Genomic DNA, 5,163 nt, shown 5'->3' with positions numbered 1-5,163 from the left:
GGGTTTCCAGCAATTCAAGTAGTATTGGATAGGTTCTATCCTATCTCTACATATAAGTTTCCCTATATGCTGACTATATTTTAGCTACTAACTCATGACTAAAGTCACAAGTGTGCGTAGATATTTTTTAATCAAAATTTTTAAATACTTCTATTGCAATTTCAATAAAAGGCTTTTCATGTAATTCTAGAAAAGCTTTATCTTTTCCCATCCTAGAGCTTTTCCCTCCTGCTAAAATCACACCTGTTTTCTCTATACAAATCGCCTCCTCTAAAATACTTTTATTTATATATATTTGAAAAATGGCGCTATTGCGCCATTTCAACATTGATTGACTACTCAAAAATCTGAATAATTTTTTCTTTAAATGCATTCATAAGTTTTTCTTTTTCTTCTAAATATTCACCATAACATTCATACTCTCTACAGATACAATTTATAATTTCACTTGATGTAAAATTGATTTTTTCAAGATTATAGTTATATAAAATTTCAACACTATCAACCTCACTTATACTATTAAAAATACAATTATATATATCTTCAATTATAAATTTACTATCTTCTTCAAATTGGCATAAAAGTTGTTCTCTATTTTCTTCAAGCAATACATTTTCCTTTATAAACTCTACAAAGTTTTCAAAGTCTTCAGTGTTATTACATGGTTCTATTTCAAACAATATCCTAAAAAATAAATTCCATGGAAACTCCGTATTTAATCTACTTCTAAAATGATTTCCTAAATCATTACAGAACTTATCATCAAATGTAGGTTCTCTTTCAAACTCTATTTGGTCATTAAAATCTATATCTTTATTTACAATTTCATTTAATCTTGCAAACTCATCGAGCATAAAATTGCCTAAAACTTCATCACTTATATCTTGCTTATTAAAAGAATAGCTCAATATAGTTTCACATGGCTTTTTAAAATCCACAACAAAACCTATACTTTTATTCATCTTTTCTGAAAAAGCATCATACACTAATTTTGCAAAGAGCTTTTCAATTTCTTTTTTACTTACTTTCATATTAAAAGACTTTCCTGAATGAAAGTTTTTATAAATACTCAAAAGCTGATTGTCTATCATAGTAAGATTATTCTTTATAGAGTCCATCATATCCTTTATAAATTTATCAGCAAGTAAATATGTGTTATTTTTATAAATTATTTTATGTTCAATCTCACTCCAAAACACATTTACAAGAGATTTGATTTGAAGTTCAAATTTTACTTCTCTATCTAAATAAGCAAAAACTCCATCTATCTTATATATTTCAAATCCATTTTTTTGCTTATTAGGTTGTCTTTCAGACAATTTTAATTTAATATTTTTATTTTCCTTATTATAATAGTTTATTTTATCATCTGTTTTATTAAAATATCTTCTTAAAAGCCTATATATCTTATTTTCGTCCTCAATAAATCTACACTCAATTCTTAGTCCTATTAAATCAGATACATTATGAATAAGATTACTTGCCTCCCCATATTTTTTTAAATATCTATTTCTAATTATCTTTTCCCTTAAACTTGATTCTGATTTTATTCTAGAGGTTACATTTATATACTCTTGATTTTTTTCATCCAAGATATTTTCAAAGTACTCTTCTATTTCATCTGATATAGTTTCTAATGTTGGAGACATTGTCCTCAACATTTCTATAGACTCTTCAATAAAATCAAATTCTTTTAATCCCATAAATTTTTACACTCCTATGTTTAATAACTGTTAGCTATTTCAGTTCTTTATATTTAACTACATTCTTATTTTAACATTTTTTCCTATTATAAGTAAGTATTCTCCAAAAACCTTCATATATATTTCAAATTAGAATTAAAATATTAGATAAAATTAAAAGATTTTGTGATAATGAAGTTATAAAAATAGTGGATTTTTTTTCCTAATGCGAGTATACTATAGATATAAATATTTAACTAATTAGTTAAATGTTTATATCTATAGCAAGGAGGATATTATGGTAAAAGTATTTAAAGCATTAAGTGATGAAACTAGAAGAGAAATTTTAAAATTACTTAATGAAAAAGATATGAATGCAGGAGAAATAGCAAGTCATTTTAATATGTCTAAACCAGCAATATCTAAACATTTAGATATTTTAAAAGATGCAGAACTTATTAGCTCAGAAAAAATGGGACAATTTTTGATTTATTCTATTAATTTATCAGTCCTTCAAGAAGTACTTGGAAACTTCTTGGATATTTTTAAAAAGATATAGGAGGTTATTATGGAAAATATAGGTTTAATATTACTTGTAGCATTATTAATTATAAACTATGTAAATGCACCAGAAATTTTAGGTTTTTCAAGAGATAACCCAAAAGTTAAAACTGCAAGAAAGTTACAAATGCTATTTTTAATAGTCGCAGTTGGAAAGTTTATCATTCCATTACTAGGTATAGATGATATATTTTCTTATGAAGTCAATGACATAGTATCAGTTATAATAAATGCCATTATAATTATGTATTTTGGTAATTTATTACCTAAGCTACAAATTTATAAGAACATAGATACTAAATATGCTTGGGCCATTGGAGATGAAAAAATATGGAAAAAGGCAAGTAAGATTTTTGCGTATTTATCATTTGTTATAGCTATTGGAATGATTATATTGAGTTTTTACTTTGATTCAGCTACAGTCACAACAGCATGCCAGTTCATATGGTTTGCAATACCTTTATTATATTTATTACTTCATTATAAAAATAAATTTAGAGCTCATACTCCTAAATAAATAATTATAAATATAATAAAATAAAGCAACTTCTTAAAGAAAGCTATAATTTGTTTTAATATTGAAATGAAGCATTTATAAAATAAATTGCCACCAAAAAATTTATGGTGGCAATTTATTAAGAATCATATTTTTAGTATTTTATATAATTTCTAAATATATTAAATTAAACTCTCTTCAATTAAAAACCTATATATATACCTATTGTTAAAAAAACTAAAGATACAGCTGTTAAAATCAACAATATAGGCATTATAAATTTTACCCATTTTGAGAAAGGAACATGAGCTACTGCAAGTGCTCCCATTAGTACTCCAGATGTTGGAGTTATAAAGTTTGTAAGACCTACCCCAAATTGATAAGCAGTTACTATAACTTGAGCTGATATATTAACTAAATCACCAAGAGGAGCAAGAACAGGCACTGTAAGTGAAGCAAGTCCTGAAGATGATGGAATTAAAAATGCCAACGCAGCTTCCAAGAAAAATGATAGATATACAAATATAACCTTTGGAAGTCCACCTAAAAAGCTTGCTGCAGAATTCAATATAGTATCTATTATAAATCCATTTTGAGCAATTATTACAATTCCACGAGCTAAAGCTATTGCAAGAGCAGCTGATGCTAAATCTTTTGCTCCATCTATGAAACTATCAGAAATTTCACTTTGTGACAATCTCCCAACTAATCCAGAAAGTACACCTATTGCAGCAAAACACATTGATATTTCTGGGATATACCATCCTTGACTTAAAACACCCCAAATCATTATTGCCATTCCTATTCCAAATATAGCAAGAACAGATACTTCTTTAAAAGTAAACTCTTTTATTTCAGTTGAAGTATGATTAAGTATTGATTTATTATTTTTATCTATCTCATACACTATTGAGCTTTCAGGGTTTTCTTTAACTTTTTTAGCATAATACATAACAAACGCTATACTGATTAATATATATGCTATAAAAATCACTACTCTATATGCTACTCCTGAACCAGGAGCAAGTTGAGCTAGTGCTTGTGCAATACCAACTGAGAATGGATTTATTGTCGATGCAGCCGCTCCTGCCGCTGCTCCTATAAATACAATCGCAATGGCGGTTAGAGAATCATATCCTAAGGATGTCATAAGTGGAACAAATATCATATAAAATGGTAATGTTTCTTCTGCCATCCCAAATGTAGTACCTCCAAGACCAAATAAAATCATTGATATCGGAATTATAAGTAGTTCTTTTCCTTTAAACTTTGATATAACTGATGCTATTCCTGCTTCTATAGCTCCAGTTCTATTTACAATACCAAAAGCACCTCCAACTATTAAAACAAATCCTACAACTTCTGCTGAATCAATAAAACCCTCTATAGGTGCTTTAAAAACATCTGTAAATCCTTGAGGATTACTTTCTACACTTTGATAAGTCCCTGGTACAACAACCATCCTACCTTCTACATCTTCTCTACTAAATTCACCGCTTGGTACTATCCAAGTTAATATTGCCATTAAGACTATTAGCAAGAATATAATTGTAAAAGTGTGTGGTATAATAAATCGTTTCTTCTTACTGTCAATCATTATAATGTCCTCCATACTTTACTAAATTTTGAATCTATATAGGATATTTTTTAATCTCTCTGACTAAAGTTTTCCCTTTTTACAATTTTTTATTAGCAAAGATACAAAATAAAAAAGCTCTCTTTTAGATTTTAAAAGATAGCTTTTTTTATTTTTATTCAATTTAAATACTTTACTTCCTATTTTACTAATTGAATTTTTTCATTATAATTTGATATTGTTTCTTCAATATTTTTAGATTTCATTATAGTTGACATTACAGCAAAATCATCACAGTATTTTAATGTTTCTTTGACATTAGATGGTAGGATTCCTCCAAGTGCAACTATCTTAATATCAGTAATTTGTTTAGCTTCCTTCAATAGTTCAATTCCTTTTGGCAATAAATTTTCTTTACACTTAGTTTCATATATATGTGATAATGTTATGTAATCTATTTTTATATTTTGTTTTCTTATTATTTCTTCTAGACACTTTACTTCTTCTACTTTATGTAATGACAATCCCAGTATTTTATTTTTATTGAAATTATATCTATTTCCCAGTAAATTCAAAAACAATTTAAATGGAAGATGAATACCTTGGCAATCTGTCTTTTCAAAAAATTCTATATTGCTATTTATTATAAAGTTCACTTTGAATCCATCATTATTTTCTTTCTTTTTTATACTGTTTTTCAAGTTTTCATCTGTTATCTTTTCTTGAAAATTAATACACTTGATTTTATTTTTTATCTTTATATATAAATCTTTTAATGCTTCGTATTCTAAATCTTTTTCTCTTATTATAATATTTTCTACGCCACTCAATATAGATTCTTTAATAAC

The 5,163-nt window shown here is 26.6% G+C and carries 6 protein-coding genes; 2 read left to right on the top strand and 4 right to left on the bottom strand.

Features of this window, described 5'->3' with window-relative positions; translation table 11 throughout:
* Positions 1–127: 127 nt before the first annotated feature.
* Together KGF50_RS20310 and KGF50_RS20305 are read right to left on the bottom strand one after the other, a co-directional pair.
* Positions 128–328, bottom strand: coding sequence for an NTP transferase domain-containing protein (locus KGF50_RS20310; protein ID WP_227849737.1), 201 nt, complete (start codon positions 326–328; stop codon positions 128–130).
* 7 nt (positions 329–335) lie between these two features.
* Positions 336–1,703 (bottom strand): GTP pyrophosphokinase, encoded by a 1,368-nt coding sequence (locus tag KGF50_RS20305; protein WP_227849736.1) that lies wholly within the window; start codon positions 1,701–1,703, stop codon positions 336–338.
* Positions 1,704–1,980: 277 nt separating this feature from the next.
* Here KGF50_RS20305 and KGF50_RS20300 point away from each other — a divergent pair, with 277 nt between their 5' ends.
* Positions 1,981–2,241: an autorepressor SdpR family transcription factor gene (locus KGF50_RS20300; RefSeq protein WP_227849735.1), complete on the top strand. Its 261-nt coding sequence runs from the start codon at positions 1,981–1,983 to the stop codon at positions 2,239–2,241.
* 9 nt (positions 2,242–2,250) lie between these two features.
* Entirely contained in the window at positions 2,251–2,760 is a 510-nt protein-coding gene (locus tag KGF50_RS20295) for an SdpI family protein (RefSeq protein WP_227849734.1), read from the top strand.
* A gap of 181 nt (positions 2,761–2,941) precedes the next feature.
* Here the strand turns inward: KGF50_RS20295 and KGF50_RS20290 are convergent, their stop codons facing one another.
* Entirely contained in the window at positions 2,942–4,336 is a 1,395-nt protein-coding gene (locus tag KGF50_RS20290; protein ID WP_227828424.1) for a YfcC family protein, read from the bottom strand.
* 179 nt (positions 4,337–4,515) lie between these two features.
* A partial coding sequence (locus KGF50_RS20285) for a thiamine phosphate synthase (RefSeq protein ID WP_227849733.1) occupies positions 4,516–5,163 on the bottom strand: 648 nt, incomplete at its 5' end.

The organism is Clostridioides sp. ZZV15-6598, assembly GCF_020657705.1.
GTDB classification, from domain to species: Bacteria; Bacillota; Clostridia; order Peptostreptococcales; family Peptostreptococcaceae; genus Clostridioides; species Clostridioides difficile_F.
This window is presented reverse-complemented; position numbering and strand designations above follow the sequence as displayed.